Source organism: Caulobacter sp. SSI4214, from assembly GCF_012184455.1.
In the GTDB taxonomy this organism is placed as follows: domain Bacteria; phylum Pseudomonadota; class Alphaproteobacteria; order Caulobacterales; family Caulobacteraceae; genus Caulobacter; species Caulobacter vibrioides_E.
Window position 1 is genome coordinate 24,871 of the sequence record NZ_SZWJ01000015.1, and the last position, 15,784, is coordinate 40,654.

Consider the following 15,784-nt stretch of genomic DNA (forward strand, 5'->3'; position numbering starts at 1 on the left):
AAGGTCGCTTAGGAGAGGAAGCAAAAGCATGGTCAAGCGCATTGGCATCATCGGAGCCGGAACCGCCGGGCTCCAACTGGGGCTCTACCTGCTGCAGAACGGCGTGGAGGCCAAGCTCTTCACCGATCGCCGTCCCGAGGAATATGCGGGCATGCGTCTGCTCAACACCGTCGCCCATCACCATGTGACGGTCGAGCGCGAAGACCTGCTGGGCTGCAATCACTGGCCGTCGGATCAGTACGGCTATTTTGGCCACTACTACTATGTCGGCACGCCCCAGCCGCTCGAATTCTACGGCAACCTGGAAAAGCCTTCGCGGGCGGTCGACTACCGCATCTACCAGCCGCGGTTGCTGGAGGACTTCATCGCCCGCGGCGGTCAGGTCGAGTACGCGCCGGTGGCCCACGAGGATCTGTCGACCATCTCCGAGCAGTTTGACCTGCTGGTGGTCTGCACGGGCAAGGGGCCGTTCGGCCAGATGTTCTCCCCGGTGCCGGAAAGCTCGCCCTTCGATCGTCCCCAGCGCGCGCTGTGCGTGGGCCTGTTCAAGGGCATTCGCGAGCCGGAGACCCGGGCGGTGACCATGTTCTTCTCGCCCGGCGCCGGCGAAATGATCGAAATCCCGACCCTGTCCTTTGGCGGCATGGTCAACGCCCTGGTCATGGAAAACCATGTCGGCGGCGACCTGGAGATCCTGGCCAAGACCAAGTACGACGACGACCCCAAGGCCTTCATCGCCTTGCTGCTGGAAAAATTGCGCAAACACTATCCGACCTGCGCCGCGCGGATCAACGAGGACGAGTTCGACCTGGCCAACGGCCCGCTCGACATCCTGCAGGGTGGGGTCACCCCGACCGTACGCAACAGCTACGCGCGCCTGGACAACGGCCGGCTGGCCGTGGCGCTCGGCGACGTGCAGGCGGTTGTCGACCCGGTTCTGGGCCAGGGAGCCAATATGGCGTCCTACGCCGCGCTGGTCCTGGGCCAAGCCATCGTCGCCGAAGACGTCTTCGACGAACGGTTCATGGAGAAGGTCGACGCGGCCCGCAAGGATCGCGTGCTCTGCGCCACGCGCTGGACCAACTATATGCTCGATGGCCTGGGCAACCTGTCGCCCGACCTGCTCAACTTCATCGGTGCGATCAGTCAAAATCCGCCGCTGGTCGACGAATTCACCGAGAACTTCAACTATCCGGAAAAGCAGTGGGACTGCTTCTCGAGCGCCGAGCGCACCCAGGCCTGGGTCGCCACGCGCTTGGCGTCCAGCACCGTCGATCCCCAGGTGGCGGCCGCCGAATAGAGCGGTCGCCCATCGTCGCCCCACAACCTGCAAGGTCCCGTGATGTCGATCACTAATGACACTTTCAAGCGCGCCCTGGCGCGACTGGCCGCGGGCGTCAGCGTCGTCTCCACGGCGCTGGACGGGGATCGTCGCGGCGTCACCGCCACGGCGGTGTGCTCGGTGTCCGCCGAGCCGCCCACGATCCTGGCTTGCGTCAACACGGCGACCGGGACGTTCAAGATGATCGAGCAGACACGGCGGTTCGCCGTCAACCTGCTGGCCGAGCATCACCGACCGGTCGCCGAGGCCTTCGCCGGCCGAGGCGGCCAGCAGGGCGACGAGCGGTTTCAGCATGGCGACTGGCTCGAGGGCGAGCACCTGGCCGTGCCGATCCTGGCCACCGCCCTGTCGGCCCTGGAGTGCGAGGTGACCCAGGTGGTCATCGCCGGCACCCACGGGGTGGTCTTCGGGGCGGTGCGCAACATCTACTTCGCCGACAAGCCGCCGCTGATCTACCACGACGGCCAATTCCATGTCTTGCCGGGGTCCAAGGCGTTGCAGCGGACCTTGGAGACGCAAGGCTAACCAAAAGCACCGCCTCAGGCGGAAAAAAAGGGAGAAGGGAACATGACGGCAATCAGCGAACGCCTAAGCGGTCTGCTGGACTCGGCGGCGGGCGACGGCCCCCAAAGCGAGGTCAGCAAGATCGCCCTGCGCCGGGTGATGTTGGGCCATGGCGCCCTTATGATCTTCATGGCGCTGGTCGGAGGCCTGGGCCTGTGGATGTTTCTGCTCGGCGGGTTTGAAATCCCCGGCGGAATGCTCCACTTCCAGCTGCCCGGTACGGCCGAGGGGTGGAAGCGCACCCACACAGGGCCGGTGATGAACGGTCTGATGGTGATCGGGGTGGCCTTCACCCTGCCGTTGCTGGACTTCAAGGAACGCACCGCCAGGATCTTGGGTTGGATCATCGCCCTGGATGGCTGGTCCAATGTTGGCTTCTATTTCTTCGGCAACTTCTCGCCCAACCGTGGCTTGGCCTTCGGCCCGAGCCGTCTGGGGGCGGCCGACGTCTTCAGCTACCTGGCCCTGGCGCCGGCCTACCTGTTTGGCGTGCTGGCCATGGGCGCGTTGCTGGTGATCGGCTGGCGGGCGATTTCCGGGCCGCCCAAAGCCAGCACCTAGGCCTGGCCCCCGCGCGCGCAAGCGGGAACCTCAAGCGCACATCGTTACGCAACAACAGAAGGGCGACCCAAGCGCGGTCGCCCCACGGGGAGGAATTGCCATGAAGTCAGCTACCTTATTCGCCGCCGCCGGCCTGTTCCTGGGTTTGGTTGGGGCCGGGCAGGCGGTGGCGGCCGAGCCAGGCCGCCCCGGATCCAGCCCCTGGTACATTCATACCGGGCCGCTGGTGGTCAAATACGACGAAAGCGCCAAGATCTCGGTCGGCGGGGGACAGATCCCCGGAGCCCGCGTCAAGGCCGACTCCAATTATAGCGTGGGCATCGAGGCCGGTTACAAGTTCACCAAGAACTGGGCGGTGTCCTTGACGGTCGGCGCGCCGCCCAACGCCATCCTGGTGGGCACCGGGCCGCTCGAAGGGGTCAAGTTGGGCAAGGTCATGTACGGTCCCGCCGTGCTGTCGGGCCACTATCACTTCACCAATTTTGGTCCGAAGTTCGAGCCGTATGTCGGCGCGGGCGTCAACTACACCATCGTCCTGCGCGACAAGGACGCGGCGGTGCAAAACCTGAAGGTCAAAAGCCCGGTCGGGCTCGTGCTGCAGGCCGGCGTCGAGAGCCAGATCAACGATCGGATCGGCGTTTTTGTCGACGCCAAGCAGATCTTTCTGGACACTGACGCCACCGGAACCGTCGGCGGCGCGCCGGCCTCAGCCGAGATCCAGCTCAACCCGCTGATCGTCATGGCGGGCGTCAGCGTCCACTTCTAGGTCTAGGGAGCCTCCCAAAGCCTGGTCGCGCCACCTCCCAACGCGTGGTCGCGCCGCCCCAGCCCGAAGGTTGGGGCTTTTTTTTGGGCCACGCACCGCGGCGGTGGCGCGCGGATGGTGGCGACGTCCACCGGCAAAGTCACCCCGCGCCTGCTGTCCAGCGGGCTGACGCGGGGTGACTCGGCGCCCAGTTCATCTGGCGGCGGGTGACCAGCTGGTCGGCTGCCTGTCCGTCTCAAGGCCGACCGACCGCAGTGCAAATGGCGGCGCTTGCGGTTGGCTAGGTTGCTCGGTCGAGATGGAGCCGTATGATCTGTGGGCCCCCCGTTCCTGATCGCTTTGGGGATAGAGATCACCGATGCAAGCCGAGCGTCACGTCCGTAGTCAGGCCCGGGAAGATCAGATCGCCCTGGCGGCCGAAGCCTGCTTCCAGCGTGGCGGTTTCCATGGAACGGCCATGTCGGAGATCGCCAAGCAAGCGGGCGTTTCGGTCGGCCAGATCTATCGCCACTTCACGGGCAAGGAAGATCTGATCGCGACCATCGTCAGGCGCGACATGGAACGAACCTTGGCTCTGGTCGAGTCCGCCTTCACGGCCAGCGACGACAAGATAGCGACCCTTGTCGCCCAGGTGAGGCCGGCCGTCGAACGGGCGGCCGACCCCTCGTGGGGCAGGCTGATGCTGGAAATCGCCGCTGAGGCCTCGCGCAACCCCTCCGTCGCCAAGGCTCTGCAAGCGGTGGATGAGGGGGCCAGGCTGCGGCTTCGCGCGATCATGCGGTCGATCAATGGCCCGGACTGCGATCCCGATGAGATCGAGGCGCGCATGGAGGTCCTGACCTTGCTCCTGGAAGGTTTGCCCTGGCGTATGGTGCGCAATCCAGCCATGAATCTGGACCGCTTCACCGAGCATCTCCGCCGTCTGCTGGGCAGCCTGATGCTTATCGCCCCTGCCAAAGGCGGGCGAACGTCATCGTGACCACCCCACAGCGACGCCAAAATCGATCGGATCAAGGCGCACGGCGCGAGATATGGCGTCAATCGCGCATCGACGCCCGATTGCGACCAGGCGGTTGTCGACCTCACCGGCGGGCGCGGCGCGGACCACATCCTGGCGATGGCCGGCGGCGCATTCTCGCCAACTCGGTGGCGGCGATTGCGCATGGGCGGCGGATCTCATTGATCGGGGTGATCGAGGGTTTCGAATCCAGCCTCCCGTCGGGGTGGCCATCCTGGTGCAGGCGACCATTCAGGCCGGCTATGCCGTCCACTACAGGCGTACAGCACGAGGAAGGCATGACTTAGCATTGGCGAAGGGTCCTGATACGACACGAGCCGGTGGCCGACGCCGCTCAGGGCGGCCTGGAGTTCACCCAGGTCATCTCCATGGGGTTGATGCTGACGCTGGAGCGCCTGTCCCCCGCCGAACGGGCCGTGTTCATCCTGCGCGACGTCTTCGACTTCAAGCGCGCCGATATCGCGCGCGCCCTGGGTCTGACTGAAATCCACTGCCGGCAACTGCTAAGCCGGGCCGGGCGCGCATCTAGCCCTCCTGCAACGCTTCCATCGGGCACCGCCAGCGGCGATCTGGCCGAGCTTTTCGGCCTGCTGGCGGCCGACGTGGTTCTGCATTCGGACGGGGGAGGGCGGGCGCCGGCGCTGCCCCGCCCGATCCACGGCCCCGATCGGGTCGCGCGCGCCACGCTGCATGGCCTCAAAAGGCTCCTGTCGCAGGGCGTGGAGCAACGCATCGTGTCGATCAACGGCGAGCCGGGGATCGTCAGCTATCTGGATGGACGCCCGCAGTCGGCGCTAACGCTGCGTGTTGTCGAAGACCGCATCGAAGTCCTCTATATCGTCACCAATCCCGATAAGCTGTCTGGCTTGCCGCGACTGGAGAAACATTGCGTTCCGCGAACTGAAAATCTAACCGCTCCGCCACCGCGGCCAATTTCGATCGGATTGACGTTGGCGGCGATTGATCTTGCGAAGGCGCCGCGCGATGGCCTAGGCCCAAGAGCATGGAACTGAGGCACATCCGCTATTTCCTGGCTGTCGCCGAGGCGGGCAGCGTCAGCAAGGCCGCGCGCGAGCGGTTGCATACCTCCCAGCCGTCCCTGAGCCGGCAACTGCTGGAACTGGAAACCGAGTTGGGTGTGCAGCTGTTTGCGCGCCGCGCCCGGGGCATGGCGCTGACGGAAGCCGGAAAGGTGTTTTTCGACCAATCCCGCCGCGTTCTTGGGGCGCTTGAACAGGCCGTCAGCCTCACACGCAGCGCCCGGCCGATCCTGCGCATTGGCTGCCTGCCGGGTCTGGAAGCGACCGTGCTGGCGCCCGTCAATCGGCTGGCCGCAATCGTCGATTCGGGGGTGGACGTGCAATTGATCAGCGCCTCATCGCCGCGGCTCGTCGAGGAATTGCGGGCTGGGGCCTTGGATCTGGCCTTCATGCGTCAGGACGAGGACGCTGAGGACCTGCACTTCACCCTCGTGGGCGAGCACGAGATCGTCTGCGCCCTGCCGCTAGCCCATCCCCTCGCCAGCGACCAGGCCGTGGCGTTCGACGCCTTGACCGAACACACCTATATCTCGGTCAGCCGCCGGGCCGCGCCAGCGCTGCGTCACGCCATCGACGCCTGGGGACAGCTGCGCGGCATGGCCCTACGGCCAAGCCACACGGCCTCGAACATCGCCTCGGCCCTGTCCCTGGTCATGACGACGGGCGGCTTTTCGCTGATCCCGGACTTTGCGGCGGGCCTGGCGCCGCGTGAGGTGGTTTTTCGGCGGCTGGCGGACGGACCGCGGCCCATGCCGCTGGCGCTCGCCTCGCGGCCCGGCAACGCCTCGGCGGTCAGGCCGCTGGTCGAGGCGATCACGGATGACTGGGCCGGCGGTTACAGGGCAGGCTCGACGACACGCGCCTGAGCGGCGCTCGCCGTCGCCGCTCGCCCGGGGGGCGCGCCGGAGGCTCTTCCTGGGATCGGTCTTCCTGGAAAAAATCGGCCGCGGCCCGATGCTCGCAGGGCCGCGGCCGCGCCGCGTCGTATGGAAGGCCACGATCGCGGCGCTCGCCGGGGAGGCGGCGAGGGGGTCAGGCCGAGCGCGCCGGCCACTCCAGGCGGCTGGCGCCGCGCGGCACGAGCGGCACGGCGTAGTGACCGGGCGTGGCCGACATCGTCACCTGGTCGGTCACGCCCTGATAGTGGCCACAGGGCGTATCGGCCTGGAACAGATCGGGCGGCAGATACTCATGTCCGCCAGGCTGGCCCGCCACGGCCTTGGCGTAAGCCTTGTCGAACACGCCCATTTCGAGCAGCCAAAGCGACAGCCGCGCCAGGCAAATCCGGATCCGATAGCTGCCGCCTTCGAGGGCGCGCCGCTTCAGGGCCGCGGCGACCGCGACCGAGGCGATCCACGACATGGCGTAGTCGTTGACGACGAAGATCTCGGTGAGCCGGGGACGTTGGGGCGAGCCTTCCAGCGCCAGGACGCCGCTGACGCCACCGGCGTTCTGGTCGAAACCCGTGCGCCCCGCCCAGGGACCGTCCCAGCCATAGAGCGACATGTCCACGTGGATCAGGCCTGGATGGGCCTGGGCCATCTGCTCGGCGGTCAGGTCGAACTTTTCCAGATAACCGGGACGCCGATTGGCGAAGAAGACGTCCGCATGGGCGATCATCGCGTCGAGTCGAGCACGTTCGGCAGGCTGGGCGAAGTCGAGGGTCGCCGAGCGCATGCCGACATTGGCGCTGTAGTACACCAGGTCCATCTCAAAATCGTTAGGACGCCAAAGGTTGAGAACGTCCGCGCCGTGGTAGGCCAGGGCCCGCCCTAGACCGGAGCCGGCGATGACGTGCCCCAAGCCGATCGCCCGTACGCCGTCGAGCGGGGTTTTGGCGTCGGGGGTGAAGGCGACCGGCTCGCTGTCGCCGATCTTCAGCACCTCCACCAGCGGCAGGGTCTTCAAATACTGAAACTGTTCGGTCTGAAGGAACTCCTCGACGGTGCGCACGACCGTGGCTTGCAGGCCGGCGCGATTAACCGCCTCTTCGAGCGCAAAGGCGTCCCAGCGCCGCACCGCTTCAGCGATGGCGCGCGGGTCGTCGTTGCAGCCTAGAAAGCCGAGCATCGCGGTCTTGGTGCGCGGATAGATGTTGAGCAGCTGTATCCAGCGCCCGTCGCGCGTCTGGTACATGTGGCTGGGCATGAAAGGGTTGGCCGGGTCGGACGGCGCGCCGGGCGCATAGCCGTTCAACAGCTCCCATTTCTTGTCGTAGAAGGGGCACAGACGGTGCAGGACCTGGCCCAGATTGACTGAAAGGTCCTGGCCTTGACCGGTCCGCAGGCGCCAGAGGTCGGCGACCGCCACCGCCTTGGCCATCAAAGACACCGCGGCCATGGTCGCCAGCGGCCACGGGCTCGAAATGACCGGATCGGCGCCGACAAACCGGATCTCGCCGCCGCTGCCTTCGGGCGCAAGACCAACAGAGGCGAGCACTTGGCGTAGCTGGTCCATGGGGTCCAGGGTGGTGTCGTTGCTCAAGGGGGCCGCCTGGGCGGCCCGAATGCGCTGTTCAATCTGGGACAAGGCGATGGTCCTTGGGCAGGAGGGGGCTAGGGCAGCGGCCGTTGAGCCGCCTTGAGGGTGAGCAGATCGATGAGCACCTCGTCGCGCGCCTCGGTCAGGGCCGCCAGAGACCGGCCGCTCAGAACGGCCTCGACCCCGGCGACGGCCTTGGCGCGCACCTGCGGCGTCAAGGCGATCTGGCCCAGGTCTTGCCACCAGCTCTCAATCGGCGGTCCCAGATGGTCGATGAGGTGGCCGATGCCGCCGTCGCCGCCAGAAAGATGCAGATTGAGAAACGGTCCCAGAAGCGCCCAGCGCAGCCCAGGTCCATGGGCGATCGCCGTGTCCAGATCGGCCACGCTGATCACCCCTTGGTCGAGCAGATAGAAGGCCTCGCGCCAAAGCGCCGCTTGCAGGCGATTGGCGACGTGCCCCTTCATTTCCCGGCGAATGTGGATCGGCTTCTTGCCAATGCGCTCATAGAAATCGAGCGCGGCGGCGACGGCCTCCGGCGCGGTGTCCTGTCCTGCGACCACCTCCACTAGCGGAATGAGGTGAGGGGGATTGAACGGGTGGCCGAGAATGACGCGAGCCGGATTGATCGCCGCGCTCTGGATCTGTGAAATCACGATCCCCGACGAGGAGGTTGCGATCAGTACGTCCTGATCGATGGCGGCGCTGATGCGGGCCAGGAGGTCACGTTTGACGTCGACCCGCTCAGGACCGTTTTCCTGCACGAAGTCCACACCCGCCAGAGCCGCGGCCAGATCGTCGTCAAAGCTCAAGCGGGTCAGCGCCGCGCCCTCGGCCAGGCCGATGCGCGTCAGGGGCGGCCAGGCTTGTTCGACCAGGTCGCGGAGTTTGGCCTGCGCGCCAGGGGCCGGATCGGTGGCGGTCACGTCAAAGCCGCGGGACAGATAATATGCGGCCCACGATGCGCCAATCACGCCGCAGCCGACGATCCCGATCTTGCGAATGGATCGACCATAGGGGGTCATGGGATGTTCCTTTAGGAAATCTAAGCCGCGCGCCCGGCGCCGAGCGACCCGGTCGCTTCAAGCGCGGGGTGGGCGGGGGCGCGGCGCCAGGCCAGGTAGGCCATCTTGAGGCCGCCGTTGAAGGGCATGGGTTCGGCGGGCGCGAGATAGAGCATGTCGCCGTCGATCCGAGCCACGCGCACCTGGCGCTGACCCTGCCAGTTGGGGAAAAAGCTGACGAACATCTCGTGTTCGAGGCGGCCGGTGGCGTCGTCGACGAAGTAACGTCCGGAATAGGCCAGATACGATTGGCCAGCCTGCTCATATTCATCCGCGCGGCCGGCATAGACGTCATCGCTGGCGAAACGGGCGCGCTCGCCCTTCGCCAGCTGGGCCGACATGTATCCATCGGGGGTATACAAGATCACGCCCTTGGGATGCTCTCCCATTGGAAACGACGAGACGCCGGTGGCCATGTCCTGCTCGACATAGGACGCCAGAAGCCAGGCCCCGACCAGCTGCTGCCTGTTGATTTTGGTCATGTTCAGCCTCCTGAGGCGGCCGTGATAGGTCCCCGCGAGGCTGCGCACAAAGACTTAGGCAGTCCTGATGATATGCCTGGAAAGCATGGGTCAGCCCGTGCCACCGCCGCGGGCGGCCCCCGAAGATGGGCAGGCCAGCCGGTGTTTTCGGGCGCGTTCCGTTGGCGTCGCCACCAGCAGAGGCGGCGACGCGCGACGCAGGCCAGCATCGCTGGCGGGCTTATCGATCGCTTTGCGTGCGGCCGCGCCCGCCACCCATTGGAGATCGAACAACTAGTTGTCGAACAGAATGTTTTCGATCAGCGCGGAGGCCTTGGCGTCGATGCCGCCGGGCAGAGCCGCGGCGACGCGCATGAAGCTGTAGGCCAGCACCGCGCGCGCCCGCGAGTGCTCGGGCGAATGACCCAGGGCTTCGATCAACTGGGTGAAATAGCGCAGGCGCAGCTCATCGACCTCCGCCAGGGCGGCCTTGGCCTTCGGATCGCGACGGCCCCACAGCCGTATCGCCAGTTCCACGTCCGCGCCGCGCGCCGAGCGATGGCCGGCCAGCGGCAGATTCAGCAAGGCGTTGAGGCGTTGGCGGGGCCCCTCGCCCGACTGCTCCAGCCGGTCGATGATCGCCAGGGTCGCGCGCTTGCGCCAACCCTCGAGCATGGCGTCGATCAAGGCGGCGCGGTCCTTGAAGTGCCAGTAGAAGCTGCCTTTGGTCACGCCCAAATGCTTGGCCAGCGGTTCCACCCGGACGCCGGCTATGCCCTGATCGGCCAGGATATCCAGTGCGCCGCGAATCCAATCGCGTGCGGTCAGACGCCCCGTCTGGTCGGTGTCCTGTTTCGCGATCGCGGTTCTGGCCAACATCGACTCCTTTGGACGACCCTAGCAAACGCGCTCCTGGTCCGCCACCAGGCCAGGCGCGCGCCAAGGTTCGCCGCCGCACGGGGCGCAGGGGCGACCAAAAGTCAGGGCGGCTTTGATCAGGCCGCCAGGGACGCCGCGCGAGGCCAAAGCGAAAACCGCTGGGTTTCGACTTCCAGCGCCGCATAGTCACCGCACAGCTCCTCGACGATCTGGGCCGTGGTCTGGATCGATTGGGTGGCGCCGATCGCCTGGCCCGCGCCCCAGATGTTCTTCCAGGCCTTGCTCTCACCGTGGAGGTTTGAGAAGTCGATCTTCTTTTTTTCCTCCAGCAGGTCTCCGGACAGGCCGGCTCGCTCGAGACTTTCGCGCATCCAGTTGGCCGGCACGCCGCTGACCGCTGCAGTGGTGACGATGTCGATCATGCTCGATCGCACCAGCATGTCGCGATTGTCGTCCGACACCAGACTCTCTGGCGTGGCGATGAAGCGCGTGCCCATGTAGGCGAAGTCCGCGCCCAGATCGAGCGCCGCCCGAATGGCCCGCGCGCCCCCGATGGCGCCGCCCAGGACAAGCGGCCCATCCCAGAACCGCCGCACCTCCTCGACGAAGGCGAAGGGACTGTAGCGGCCGGTATGGCCGCCAGCCCCCGCGCAGACCAGGATAAGGCCGTCCGCGCCCGCTTCGACGGCCTTGCGCGCCTGGTCGGGCGAGATGACGTCGGCGAACACCACCCCGCCATAGGCATGCACCCGCTCCAGGGGTCGCCGCGGGCTGCCCAACGCCGTGATGACCACCTTGGGCTTGTGTTCGCAGATCAGATCAAGCTCGGCGTCGAAGCGCTCATAGGTGGGGTGGACGATCATGTTGACCGCCCATTGACCCGGCTTGCCCGCCGCTTCCAGTTGCTCGGAAATCGACCCCAGCCAGGCTTGCATGTCTTCGATGGTCCGCGCGTTCGGACCGGGGATGGCGGCCATGACCCCGGCCTTGGCCGCGGCGATCACCAGCTCAGGGCCGGAGATCAGGAACATCGGCGCGACCAGAACCGGCAGGCGCAGGCGTTCATAAAGGTGGTCGACAATGGCGCGATCAGCCATGGGCGCGATCCTTCACCAGATCCAGGGCGACATCGACGATCATGTCTTCCTGCCCCCCGACCATGCGCCGACGCCCCACCTCGACCAGGATCTGGCGGGTGTCCAGACCATGGTCCGCGGCCGCCTTCTCCGCGTGACGCAGAAACGACGAATAGACCCCGGCATAGCCCAGGCTAAGCGTTTCGCGGTCCACGCGCACCGGGCGGTCCTGAAGCGGACGCACCAGGTCCTCGGCCGCATCCATCAGCTTGTAGAGATCGCAGCCGTGGCTCCAGCCCTTGCGGTCGGCCGCGGCGATGAAAACCTCAAGCGGTGCGTTGCCCGCGCCCGCGCCCATGCCCGCCAGACTGGCGTCGATGCGAACCGCCCCGTGCTGGACGCCGACGATCGAATTGGCCACGCCCAGCGAGAGATTGTGGTGAGCATGGATCCCGCGTTCGGTCTCGGGCGCGAGGACGCGATCATAGGCCTGCAATCGCTCGCGATAGCCGTCCATGTCCAGCGCGCCGCCGCTGTCGGTGACATAGACGCAGTGGGCGCCGTAGGTCTCCATTAGCTTGGCTTGGCCGGCCAGGGTTTGCGGGTCGGTCATGTGGCTCATCATCAGAAAGCCGCTGACGTCCATGCCCAGACCGCGCGCATATTCGATATGCTGCCTGGAGATATCGGCCTCGGTGCAGTGGGTGGCGATGCGCACCGAGCGCACGCCTAGCCCGTAGGCGTGCTTGAGATCGTGCACTGTTCCGATGCCCGGCAAGAGCAGGGTGGTGAGCCTGGCCTGATTGACGACGTCGGCCACCGCCTCGATCCACGCCCAGTCGGTGTGGGCGCCAAAGCCATAGTTGAAGGACGAACCGGCCAGCCCGTCGCCATGGGCCACTTCAATGGCGTCGACCCCGGCCTCGTCGAGGGCCTTGGCGATGGCCCGCACGTGATCAAGGCCATACTGGTGACGGATGGCGTGCATGCCGTCGCGCAGGGTGACGTCCTGGATGTAGAGCTTGGGAGAAGGCGAGGTCATGCGGCTGCCCGGTCTTGACGGCGGCGGACGATGGCTTCGGCCGTCCGCAACGCCGCGCTGGTCATGATGTCGAGATTACCGGCATAGGCCGGCAGGTAATGGGCCGCGCCCTCGACCTCGAGGAACACCGACACTTTCAGGCCCGAGAATTCATCATCCATCTCAGGGATCCGAAGCTTGGCGTTGTCGCCGACGCGCTCGAATTGCACCTTCTGCTTGAGGCGATAGCCGGGGACATAGGATTGCACCGTGGCGACCATCTCCAGGATCGAGGCCTCGATCGCGGCGGGGTCGGCCTCGCCGGTCAGGCAATAGACGGTGTCGCGCATGATCAGCGGCGGTTCGGCCGGATTGAGCACGATGATCGCCTTGCCCCGACGCGCCCCGCCGACCCGCTCGATGGCCTGGGAGGTGGTCTCGGTGAACTCGTCGATATTGGCGCGAGTGCCGGGACCGGCCGACTTGCTGGCGATCGAGGCGACGATCTCGCCATAGATCACCGGCGCGACCCGATTGATGGCCGCCACGATCGGGATCGTCGCCTGGCCCCCGCAGGTGACCATGTTGACATTGGGCTCGTCGAGGTTGGCCTCTCCGTTCACCGACGGGATCGTATAGGGGCCGATCGCCGCCGGCGTCAGGTCGATGATCTGCTTGCCATGGGCCCGCAGGATCGCGTCATGCTTGGCGTGGGCCCCGGCCGAGGTGGCGTCGAACACCACGCTGATGTCCTTGAATTGGGGCAGGGCCACCAGGCCGTCGATGCCGTCGGCCGTCGTCGCCACGCCCAGCCGCTGAGCGCGCTTGAGCCCGTCCGATTCCGGATCCACGCCCACCAGCACCGACATCTCAAGGGTGTCGGACAGCCGCATGATCTTGAACATCAGGTCAGTGCCGATGTTTCCCGATCCGATGATGGCGACCTTGCTTTTGTGGGTCACGTCCTGTCCTCCTTGTATCTAAAGCTGACGGCGCCGAGACCGCCGATCTGGGCGGTGACGATGTCGCCCGGCGAGATCGCCGTCATGGGGCCCAGGGCTCCGGTTAGGATGGTCTCTCCAGCGCGCAGGGGCGCGCCCATCTTCGCCAGGGTCCCGGCCAGCCAGGCGGCGGCCTTGAGGGGATGGCCCAGGCACGCCGCGCCCGAACCCACCGAGACGATCTGCTGATTGACCTGCAGGGCCATGCCGCAGGTGAACAGATCCAGCCCCGCCAGACAGCGGGGCGTGGTCCCCAGCACGAAGAAAGCCGACGAGCCGTTATCGGCCACGGTGTCGGCGAAGGTGATCTTCCAGTCGGCGATGCGACTGTCGACGATCTCGATGGCCGGCAGGGCGTAGGCGGTGGCCGCCACCACGTCCTGGATCGTGGCGTCGACCACGTCCAGATCGCGCTCGAGCACCAGAGCCACCTCGGCCTCGGCCTTGGGCTGCAGCACCCTGGAGGCCAGCAGATCGCCATCGTCGTCGATGAGCATGTCGTCAAACAGCACGCCATAATCGGGACGATCGACGCCGAGTTGGGCTTGGACCGCCTTGGCCGTCAGACCGATCTTGCGGCCGATAACGCGACGCCCCTGGCCGCGCCAGATTTCGGTATTGATCGTCTGCACCGCATAGGCGCCGACGGAGTCTACAGGGTCGAGTCCGTCGCGTAGGGGGTCGATCGCACCGCCTTGGTAGGCCGCGCGTAAGCGCGCGGCCAACGCCTCATGAGACGCCATCAGATTGTCTCCGGCTTTGGGGGCGGGGCGGGCGCTGAAAGGTGTGACCCCAGGCGGAATTGGTCTCATGGGTGACCACGTGCCAAGTCTCGTCATCGACCTCCAGGCCGCCCCAGCCATATTCGAGGTCAAAGCCCGAAGGGGTGACCGGATAGAAGGACAGCATCTCGTCGTTGGAGTGGCGTCCCAGGGTGAAGCTCAGGTGGATCTTCTGGTCCAGGCAGCGATAGAGGGCGCGGCCCACGTCATCGACCGACAGGGCCTCGATCATCAGGTGGACGATCTTCTTGGGGATCGGCACGGGCGCCAGGGCCAGGGAATGGTGGCGGCCATTGCAGCGCAGGAAGCTGATCTCCATGGGGCGGCCCGGAATGACTTCGGTGCGGATGTGATCGGACAGGCGAAAGCCCAGCGTCTGGGTGAAGAAAGCCATCATCGCGGCCTTGTCGCGGCAGCTGAGCACCACGTGGCCCAGACCCTGGCGGCCGGTCTTGAACGCCACGCCCAGAGGGCTGACGAACGGCCTGTCGGTCCGTTGCAGCGGGCCGTAGAAAGCCTCGTGCACGGTCCCTTCCGGGTCGCGGAAACTGATCAGGTCGATCACGCGTCGGTCGGCCGCCAGGGCCGGGCCGCCGCGCTGGCTCTCCACGCCCGCCGCCGCCAGGCGGCTCTCGAGCGCGTCGAGCGCCTGAGCGTCGCGAACCTCCCAGCCGCAATAGGCCAGATCGTCCAGCGGCCCTTCGTGCAGTCGAATGCGCGCGGCGTAGGCGTCCAGGCGAAGGTCCACCCCGCCATCTGCGCGGCCGACGGCCTGTACGCCCAGGACCTGGGTGGCGAAGGCCGTCCAGGCGGCCAGGTCGGAGACCTGAAGGCCCAGATAACCTAGCGCCTCGATGTCGGAACGGGCCATGGCTCAGGCCTTCAGGTGGCGACGAGTCAGGGCGACGAAATCCTCGAACCGTTCGGCCTGGACCCAGTGGCCGCAGCGCCCGAACAGGTGCAGATCCGCCTGGGGAGCGGCCTTGGCGATGCGCAGGCCCATCTCCATCGGGATCACCCGGTCTTCGCGCCCGTGCAGCACCAGGATCGGCGCCTGAATCGAGGCCACAACACTCTCGGGCATGCCCGACAGCGGGGTGTCGCCTTCCTCATTGGGCTTGGCCAGCAGCTTGCGCAGGCCCTCCTGGGCGCCGGGGATCAGGCTGGTTTGATAGCGCTCCTCAACCAGCTCGTCGGTGATGAAGGCCGGATCGAACGGGAAATGCGCCATGGCCGCGCGCATGGCCTCGGGCGAGGGGCTGTAGTCCCAGCCCGAGCGCAGGCCCGGCGTCATCATGAACTTGTCGCAGGGCGTGCCCATCACCACCAGACGATCGACGCGATCGGGATAGCGCGCGGCCGTGGCCAGGGCCAGGGAGCCGCCGAAGCTGTTGCCGACCAGGGACGCCTTCTCCACGCCCAGGGCGTCCAGGAAGCCCAGAAGATGCTTGACCCAGTGCTTGATGTCGTAGGTCGCGTCGGGCTTGCGCTCCGTAAAGCCGAAACCCGCCATGTCGGGAGCCAGGACGCGGAAATCATCCGCCAGGCGCGGAATCACCCGTCGCCAGTTGGTCCAGGCCGAAACGCCTGGACCCGAACCGTGCAGCAGCACCACCGGATCACCGGCGCCGGCCTCGTGAAAATTGGTCTCGATCTCGAGCGCGGAGATGGTTTTGCCGCGCCCTGCGATCAATGTCTCTGCCATTGGGAAGGTCCTCTTGGATCGGT

General features: G+C 66.3%; 17 protein-coding genes. 7 read left to right on the forward strand and 10 right to left on the reverse strand.

Features of this window, described 5'->3' with window-relative positions; all coding sequences use genetic code 11:
* The first annotated feature begins 28 nt into the window (after positions 1-28).
* The 7 genes from styA (at position 29) to FCU40_RS06670 (ending at position 6,157) form a co-directional block, all read left to right on the forward strand.
* Positions 29-1,300 (forward strand): styrene monooxygenase subunit StyA, encoded by a 1,272-nt coding sequence (styA, locus tag FCU40_RS06640; RefSeq protein ID WP_168073825.1) that lies wholly within the window; start codon positions 29-31, stop codon positions 1,298-1,300.
* Between the two features lie 42 nt (positions 1,301-1,342).
* The gene (locus FCU40_RS06645; RefSeq protein ID WP_168073827.1) at positions 1,343-1,867 is read left to right on the forward strand and encodes a flavin reductase family protein; all 525 of its coding nucleotides are present in this window, start codon (positions 1,343-1,345) and stop codon (positions 1,865-1,867) included.
* Positions 1,868-1,909: 42 nt separating this feature from the next.
* Complete coding sequence (gene styC, locus FCU40_RS06650) at positions 1,910-2,467, forward strand: styrene-oxide isomerase StyC (protein WP_206677312.1); 558 nt, start codon at positions 1,910-1,912, stop codon at positions 2,465-2,467.
* Between the two features lie 100 nt (positions 2,468-2,567).
* Positions 2,568-3,233: an OmpW family outer membrane protein gene (locus FCU40_RS06655; RefSeq protein WP_168073829.1), complete on the forward strand. Its 666-nt coding sequence runs from the start codon at positions 2,568-2,570 to the stop codon at positions 3,231-3,233.
* A gap of 358 nt (positions 3,234-3,591) precedes the next feature.
* Complete coding sequence (locus FCU40_RS06660; RefSeq protein WP_168073831.1) at positions 3,592-4,212, forward strand: TetR/AcrR family transcriptional regulator; 621 nt, start codon at positions 3,592-3,594, stop codon at positions 4,210-4,212.
* A gap of 359 nt (positions 4,213-4,571) precedes the next feature.
* Positions 4,572-5,264: a sigma factor-like helix-turn-helix DNA-binding protein gene (locus FCU40_RS06665; RefSeq protein WP_168073833.1), complete on the forward strand. Its 693-nt coding sequence runs from the start codon at positions 4,572-4,574 to the stop codon at positions 5,262-5,264.
* A complete protein-coding gene (locus FCU40_RS06670; protein WP_168073835.1) occupies positions 5,255-6,157 on the forward strand; it encodes a LysR substrate-binding domain-containing protein in 903 nt (300 codons plus the stop codon). The genes FCU40_RS06665 and FCU40_RS06670 overlap by 10 nt, the downstream gene beginning before the upstream one ends.
* A 166-nt stretch (positions 6,158-6,323) precedes the next feature.
* Here FCU40_RS06670 and FCU40_RS06675 read toward each other — a convergent pair whose 3' ends face one another.
* From FCU40_RS06675 to FCU40_RS06720, 10 genes are all read right to left on the reverse strand, one after another.
* Positions 6,324-7,820, reverse strand: coding sequence for a CoA transferase (locus tag FCU40_RS06675; protein WP_168073837.1), 1,497 nt, complete (start codon positions 7,818-7,820; stop codon positions 6,324-6,326).
* Between the two features lie 26 nt (positions 7,821-7,846).
* On the reverse strand, positions 7,847-8,797 hold the full coding sequence (locus FCU40_RS06680; RefSeq protein ID WP_168073839.1) for a 3-hydroxyacyl-CoA dehydrogenase NAD-binding domain-containing protein: 951 nt from the start codon (positions 8,795-8,797) through the stop codon (positions 7,847-7,849).
* A 20-nt stretch (positions 8,798-8,817) separates the two neighbouring features.
* On the reverse strand, positions 8,818-9,318 hold the full coding sequence (locus tag FCU40_RS06685) for a lipocalin-like domain-containing protein (protein ID WP_168073841.1): 501 nt from the start codon (positions 9,316-9,318) through the stop codon (positions 8,818-8,820).
* A 273-nt stretch (positions 9,319-9,591) separates the two neighbouring features.
* Complete coding sequence (locus FCU40_RS06690) at positions 9,592-10,176, reverse strand: TetR/AcrR family transcriptional regulator (protein WP_168073843.1); 585 nt, start codon at positions 10,174-10,176, stop codon at positions 9,592-9,594.
* Between the two features lie 116 nt (positions 10,177-10,292).
* Positions 10,293-11,273 (reverse strand): nitronate monooxygenase, encoded by a 981-nt coding sequence (locus FCU40_RS06695; protein ID WP_168073845.1) that lies wholly within the window; start codon positions 11,271-11,273, stop codon positions 10,293-10,295.
* The gene (dmpG, locus tag FCU40_RS06700; RefSeq protein WP_168073847.1) at positions 11,266-12,294 is read right to left on the reverse strand and encodes a 4-hydroxy-2-oxovalerate aldolase; all 1,029 of its coding nucleotides are present in this window, start codon (positions 12,292-12,294) and stop codon (positions 11,266-11,268) included. The genes FCU40_RS06695 and dmpG overlap by 8 nt, the downstream gene beginning before the upstream one ends.
* The gene (locus FCU40_RS06705; protein WP_168073849.1) at positions 12,291-13,235 is read right to left on the reverse strand and encodes an acetaldehyde dehydrogenase (acetylating); all 945 of its coding nucleotides are present in this window, start codon (positions 13,233-13,235) and stop codon (positions 12,291-12,293) included. The genes dmpG and FCU40_RS06705 overlap by 4 nt, the downstream gene beginning before the upstream one ends.
* A complete protein-coding gene (locus FCU40_RS06710; protein WP_175582062.1) occupies positions 13,232-14,017 on the reverse strand; it encodes a fumarylacetoacetate hydrolase family protein in 786 nt (261 codons plus the stop codon). Before FCU40_RS06710 ends, FCU40_RS06705 begins: the two co-directional genes overlap by 4 nt.
* Positions 14,004-14,927 carry a VOC family protein gene (locus FCU40_RS06715; protein WP_168073851.1) on the reverse strand — a complete coding sequence of 308 codons (924 nt, stop codon included), beginning with the start codon at positions 14,925-14,927 and terminating at the stop codon, positions 14,004-14,006. The genes FCU40_RS06710 and FCU40_RS06715 overlap by 14 nt, the downstream gene beginning before the upstream one ends.
* A gap of 3 nt (positions 14,928-14,930) precedes the next feature.
* On the reverse strand, positions 14,931-15,761 hold the full coding sequence (locus tag FCU40_RS06720; protein WP_175582063.1) for an alpha/beta hydrolase: 831 nt from the start codon (positions 15,759-15,761) through the stop codon (positions 14,931-14,933).
* Between the last annotated feature and the right edge of the window lie 23 nt (positions 15,762-15,784).

Excerpts from the sequence above, each read along its gene's own strand:
- styA (WP_168073825.1), top strand. The coding sequence starts at position 29 with ATGGTCAAGCGCATTGGCATCATCGGAGCCGGAACCGCCGGGCTCCAA.
- FCU40_RS06645 (WP_168073827.1), top strand. The coding sequence starts at position 1,343 with ATGTCGATCACTAATGACACTTTCAAGCGCGCCCTGGCGCGACTGGCC.
- styC (WP_206677312.1), top strand. The coding sequence starts at position 1,910 with ATGACGGCAATCAGCGAACGCCTAAGCGGTCTGCTGGACTCGGCGGCG.
- FCU40_RS06655 (WP_168073829.1), top strand. The coding sequence starts at position 2,568 with ATGAAGTCAGCTACCTTATTCGCCGCCGCCGGCCTGTTCCTGGGTTTG.
- FCU40_RS06660 (WP_168073831.1), top strand. The coding sequence starts at position 3,592 with ATGCAAGCCGAGCGTCACGTCCGTAGTCAGGCCCGGGAAGATCAGATC.
- FCU40_RS06670 (WP_168073835.1), top strand. The coding sequence starts at position 5,255 with ATGGAACTGAGGCACATCCGCTATTTCCTGGCTGTCGCCGAGGCGGGC.
- FCU40_RS06680 (WP_168073839.1), bottom strand. The coding sequence starts at position 8,797 with ATGACCCCCTATGGTCGATCCATTCGCAAGATCGGGATCGTCGGCTGC.
- FCU40_RS06685 (WP_168073841.1), bottom strand. The coding sequence starts at position 9,318 with ATGACCAAAATCAACAGGCAGCAGCTGGTCGGGGCCTGGCTTCTGGCG.
- FCU40_RS06690 (WP_168073843.1), bottom strand. The coding sequence starts at position 10,176 with ATGTTGGCCAGAACCGCGATCGCGAAACAGGACACCGACCAGACGGGG.
- FCU40_RS06695 (WP_168073845.1), bottom strand. The coding sequence starts at position 11,273 with ATGGCTGATCGCGCCATTGTCGACCACCTTTATGAACGCCTGCGCCTG.
- dmpG (WP_168073847.1), bottom strand. The coding sequence starts at position 12,294 with ATGACCTCGCCTTCTCCCAAGCTCTACATCCAGGACGTCACCCTGCGC.
- FCU40_RS06710 (WP_175582062.1), bottom strand. The coding sequence starts at position 14,017 with ATGGCGTCTCATGAGGCGTTGGCCGCGCGCTTACGCGCGGCCTACCAA.
- FCU40_RS06715 (WP_168073851.1), bottom strand. The coding sequence starts at position 14,927 with ATGGCCCGTTCCGACATCGAGGCGCTAGGTTATCTGGGCCTTCAGGTC.
- FCU40_RS06720 (WP_175582063.1), bottom strand. The coding sequence starts at position 15,761 with ATGGCAGAGACATTGATCGCAGGGCGCGGCAAAACCATCTCCGCGCTC.